The sequence below is a fragment of the Marinifilum sp. N1E240 genome (assembly GCF_009295825.1).
Taxonomy (GTDB): Bacteria; Bacteroidota; Bacteroidia; order Bacteroidales; family Marinifilaceae; genus Marinifilum_A; species Marinifilum_A sediminis.
The window spans coordinates 1-5108 of the sequence record NZ_WHKF01000021.1; the positions used below are offsets into that span (position 1 = coordinate 1).

Below are 5108 nucleotides of genomic sequence, written 5' to 3' on the forward strand. Positions count from 1 at the left end.
AAAAAAGAGTCTTACTCCATTTGGAATAAGACTCTTTTTAAAGGTTGGCGTCGACCTACTCTCCCACATTTCTGCAGTACCATCGGCGCTAACGGGCTTAACTTCTCTGTTCGGAATGGGAAGAGGTGGAACCCCGTCGCTATAAACACCTAAAATCGTTGTATCCATTTTTAACCCTGACCCCGTCAGGTGGATAACTAATATCATAACATATCGAAAAAATAAAGTAAAAGAACCTACAGTTAGATTCAGCGATTGACCTCGCCACTCAGAAGCCTTAGGGTAATTAGTATTGCTCGGCTTTGATGTCACCACCTTTACACCTGCAACCTATCAACGTTGTAGTCTCCAACGACCCTTAAAGGAAATCTCATCTTGAGGTAGGCTTCGTGCTTAGATGCTTTCAGCACTTATCCCTGCCCAACGTAGCTACTCTGCAATGCAGCTGGCGCCACAACAGATACACTAGAGGTTAGTCCAACCCGGTCCTCTCGTACTAGAGTCAGATCCTCGCAAATTTCCAACGCCCACAACAGATAGGGACCGAACTGTCTCACGACGTTCTGAACCCAGCTCGCGTGCCACTTTAATGGGCGAACAGCCCAACCCTTGGGACCTTCTCCAGCCCCAGGATGTGACGAGCCGACATCGAGGTGCCAAACCGCTCCGTCGATATGAGCTCTTGGGAGCGATCAGCCTGTTATCCCCGGAGTACCTTTTATCCTTTGAGCGATGGCCCTTCCATACGGAACCACCGGATCACTATGCTCTACTTTCGTACCTGCTCGACCTGTATGTCTCACAGTCAAGCACCCTTGTGCCATTGCACTCTACAGACGATTACCAAACGTCTTGAGGGTACCTTTAGAAGCCTCCGTTACTCTTTTGGAGGCGACCACCCCAGTCAAACTACCCACCATACACTGTCCGTCGTTAGACGTTAGACTCCGAATAAGCAAAGGGACGTATTTCAAGGGCGACTCCACAATACCTGGCGGCACCGCTTCATAGTCTCCGTCCTATCCTACACATCACTTACCCAAAATCAATGTAAAGCTGCAGTAAAGGTTCACGGGGTCTTTCCGTCCCGTTGCGGGTAATCGGCATCTTCACCGATACTACAATTTCACCGAGCTCATGGCTGAGACAGTGCCCAGATCGTTACACCATTCGTGCAGGTCGGAACTTACCCGACAAGGAATTTCGCTACCTTAGGACCGTTATAGTTACGGCCGCCGTTTACCGGGGCTTCATTTGAATGCTTCGCCGAAGCTAACATCTCCACTTAACCTTCCGGCACCGGGCAGGTGTCAGGCCTTATACTTCATCTTTCGATTTTGCAAAGCCATGTGTTTTTGGTAAACAGTCGCCTGGGCCATTTCACTGCGGCTCTCCTTACGAAGAGCGTCCTTTCTCCCGAAGTTACAGGACTATTTTGCCGAGTTCCTTAGCCATGAATCACTCGAGCGCCTTAGTATTTTCTACTTGACTACCTGTGTCGGTTTGTGGTACGGGCCACTATAACCTGATGCTTAGAGGTTTTTCTTGGAAGTCAAATTACACGCACTATCAGCGCTGCCGTAGCATTGCTGTACTATCAGATTTCAGCTCAAAATGCGGATTTACCTACATCTCTCATAGCATACGTCCTTCAACGAACTATTCCGTCAGTTCGCGGCGTTATCATCTCTTCGTCACCCCATCGCAGTTATAGCGGGTACCGGAATATTAACCGGTTGTCCATCGAGTTCGCCCTTCGGCTACCCCTTAGGTCCCGACTTACCCTGATCCGATTAGCGTTGATCAGGAAACCTTAGTCTATTGGCGTGCGGGTTTCTCACCCGCATTATCGTTACTTATGCCTACATTTGCTTTTCTATACACTCCACCAAGCATTACCACTCGGCTTCTACGTAGAATAGAATGCTCCCCTACCAGTTAGAATAAATTCTAAATCCATAGCTTCGGTAGTATGTTTTATGCCCGATTATCATCCATGCAAGATCGCTCGACTAGTGAGCTGTTACGCACTCTTTAAATGAATGGCTGCTTCCAAGCCAACATCCTAGCTGTCTAAGCAATCTCACCTCGTTTGTTCAACTTAACATACATTTGGGGACCTTAGCTGATGGTCTGGGTTCTTTCCCTCTCGTCCATGGACCTTAGCACCCATGGGCTCACTGCCAGATATAAGTTATAGCATTCGGAGTTTGTCTGGATTTGATAGGCGGTGAAGCCCTCGCATCCAATCAGTAGCTCTACCTCTATAACTCTCGACTCTGACGCTGCACCTAAATGCATTTCGGGGAGTACGAGCTATTTCTCAGTTTGATTGGCCTTTCACCCCTACCCACAGTTCATCCCAAGACTTTTCAACGTCAACGGGTTGGGCCCTCCACTCTGGTTTAACAGAGCTTCAGCCTGACCATGGGTAGATCACCAAGTTTCGCGTCTACCCCCACTAACTTTACGCCCTATTCAGACTCGCTTTCGCTTCGACTACGCACCTGAAGTGCTTAATCTCGCTAGTGAGGAGTAACTCGTAGGCTCATTATGCAAAAGGCACGCCGTCACACCCTAAAGTGCTCCGACCGCTTGTAGGCGTACGGTTTCAGGTACTTTTTCACTCCTCTGTTCGAGGTGCTTTTCACCTTTCCCTCACGGTACTTGTTCACTATCGGTCTCTCAGGAGTATTTAGCCTTACCAGATGGTCCTGGCAGATTCACACAGAATTTCTCGTGTTCCGCGCTACTCAGGATACTGCTAGAATGGCTTCGCTTACGTGTACGAGACTATCACTCTCTATGGTGTGTCTTTCCAAACACTTCCACTTCACTTGCTTCTTCATATCGCAGTCCTACAACCCCTACATTGCCGAAACAATATAGGTTTGGGCTGATCCCCGTTCGATCGCCACTACTAGGGGAATCACTTTTGTTTTCTTCTCCTCCGGGTACTTAGATGTTTCAGTTCTCCGGGTTTGCCTTCTTTCGAATACTCATTGCTGAGTGGGTTGCCCCATTCGGAAATCTACGGATCAAAGGTTATTTGCACCTCACCATAGCTTATCGCAGCTTATCACGTCCTTCATCGCCTCTGAGAGCCTAGGCATCCGCCATACGCCCTTAATTACTTCTTATTGTGTCAATGAATAAATTCATCGAAATCAATCGTTGTTTCTTTACTTTGGTTACTTCTACTTTAATTTTTTTTCAATATGTCAAAGAACTTTATAAATACACCATGTATCTAATTGTGGAGAATATCGGAGTCGAACCGATGACCTCCTGCGTGCAAGGCAGGCGCTCTAGCCAGCTGAGCTAATCCCCCATAAAACGTCAATAGTAGTCCTGCGCAGATTTGAACTGCGGACCCCTACATTATCAGTGTAGTGCTCTAACCAACTGAGCTACAGGACTAAATGAATAATCCATAAGCGAGTGATCTAAAACACCCTAACGCTATGGGTTATGGTATAAATTATAAGATGAAAACGAAAAAAAAGTTAGGAAATAAAGACAATCCTATGTCAAAACTTACTAAACCTTTGTCGATACTCCACACTCCAGAAAGGAGGTGTTCCAGCCACACCTTCCGGTACGGCTACCTTGTTACGACTTAGCCCCAGTTACCAATTTTACCCTAGGACGCTCCTTGCGGTTACGTACTTCAGGTCCCCTCGGCTTCCATGGCTTGACGGGCGGTGTGTACAAGGCCCGGGAACGTATTCACCGCATCGTTGCTGATATGCGATTACTAGCGAATCCAACTTCACGGAGTCGAGTTGCAGACTCCGATCCGAACTGAGACCAGCTTTAGAGATTAGCATCCTGTCACCAGGTAGCTGCCCTTTGTACTGGCCATTGTAACACGTGTGTAGCCCTGGACGTAAGGGCCGTGCTGATTTGACGTCATCCCCACCTTCCTCTCACCTTACGGTGGCAGTCTCGCTAGAGTCCTCAGCATTACCTGCTAGCAACTAACGATAGGGGTTGCGCTCGTTATGGGACTTAACCCGACACCTCACGGCACGAGCTGACGACAACCATGCAGCACCTTGTAGATTGCTCCGAAGAGAAGACCCGTTTCCAGGCCGGTCAATCTGCATTTAAGTCCAGGTAAGGTTCCTCGCGTATCATCGAATTAAACCACATGTTCCTCCGCTTGTGCGGGCCCCCGTCAATTCCTTTGAGTTTCATTGTTGCCAACGTACTCCCCAGGTGGATTACTTAATGCTTTCGCTCAGTCACGCACAGTGTATCGTGCACAACGAGTAATCATCGTTTACGGCGTGGACTACCAGGGTATCTAATCCTGTTCGCTCCCCACGCTTTCGTCCATCAGCGTCAATATTAGTTTAGTGAGCTGCCTTCGCAATCGGTGTTCTACGTTATATCTATGCATTTCACCGCTACATAACGTATTCCGCCCACCTCAACTAAATTCAAGACAACCAGTATCAATGGCAGTTCCAGAGTTGAGCTCTGGGATTTCACCACTGACTTAATTGCCCGCCTACGGACCCTTTAAACCCAATAAATCCGGATAACGCTCGAATCCTCCGTATTACCGCGGCTGCTGGCACGGAGTTAGCCGATCCTTATTCATACGGTACCTTCAAATCCCTACACGTAGAGACAATTATTCCCGTAAAAAAGCAGTTTACAACCCATAGGGCCGTCATCCTGCACGCGACATGGCTGGTTCAGGCTTGCGCCCATTGACCAATATTCCTCACTGCTGCCTCCCGTAGGAGTCTGGTCCGTGTCTCAGTACCAGTGTGGGGGACTATCCTCTCAGACCCCCTAAGCATCATCGTCTTGGTAAGCCGTTACCTTACCAACTAACTAATGCTACGCATGCCCATCTTGTACCCCCGAAAGTTTAATAATTAATCCATGCGAATCAATCATATTATGCGGTATTAATCCGGATTTCTCCGGGCTATCCCCCTGTACAAGGCAGGTTGCATACGCGTTACTCACCCGTGCGCCGGTCGTCATCTTCAGCAAGCTGAAATGTTACCCCTCGACTTGCATGTGTTAGGCCTGTCGCTAGCGTTCATCCTGAGCCAGGATCAAACTCTTCGTTGTATAAAAGTTTTTAA

Annotated in this window: 2 tRNA genes and 3 rRNA genes; all 5 read right to left on the reverse strand. The window is 48.2% G+C overall.

Features of this window, described 5'->3' with window-relative positions:
• Positions 1-42: 42 nt before the first annotated feature.
• Positions 43-153: ribosomal RNA gene (gene rrf, locus GCQ56_RS20030) — 5S ribosomal RNA — on the reverse strand.
• A gap of 113 nt (positions 154-266) precedes the next feature.
• Positions 267-3140 (reverse strand): 23S ribosomal RNA (locus tag GCQ56_RS20035).
• Positions 3141-3257: 117 nt separating this feature from the next.
• Positions 3258-3331, reverse strand: a tRNA-Ala gene (locus tag GCQ56_RS20040).
• Positions 3332-3346: 15 nt separating this feature from the next.
• Positions 3347-3420, reverse strand: a tRNA-Ile gene (locus tag GCQ56_RS20045).
• A gap of 150 nt (positions 3421-3570) precedes the next feature.
• Positions 3571-5094: ribosomal RNA gene (locus tag GCQ56_RS20050) — 16S ribosomal RNA — on the reverse strand.
• Together the 16S, 23S and 5S rRNA genes with 2 tRNA genes alongside form the textbook arrangement of a ribosomal RNA operon.
• Between the last annotated feature and the right edge of the window lie 14 nt (positions 5095-5108).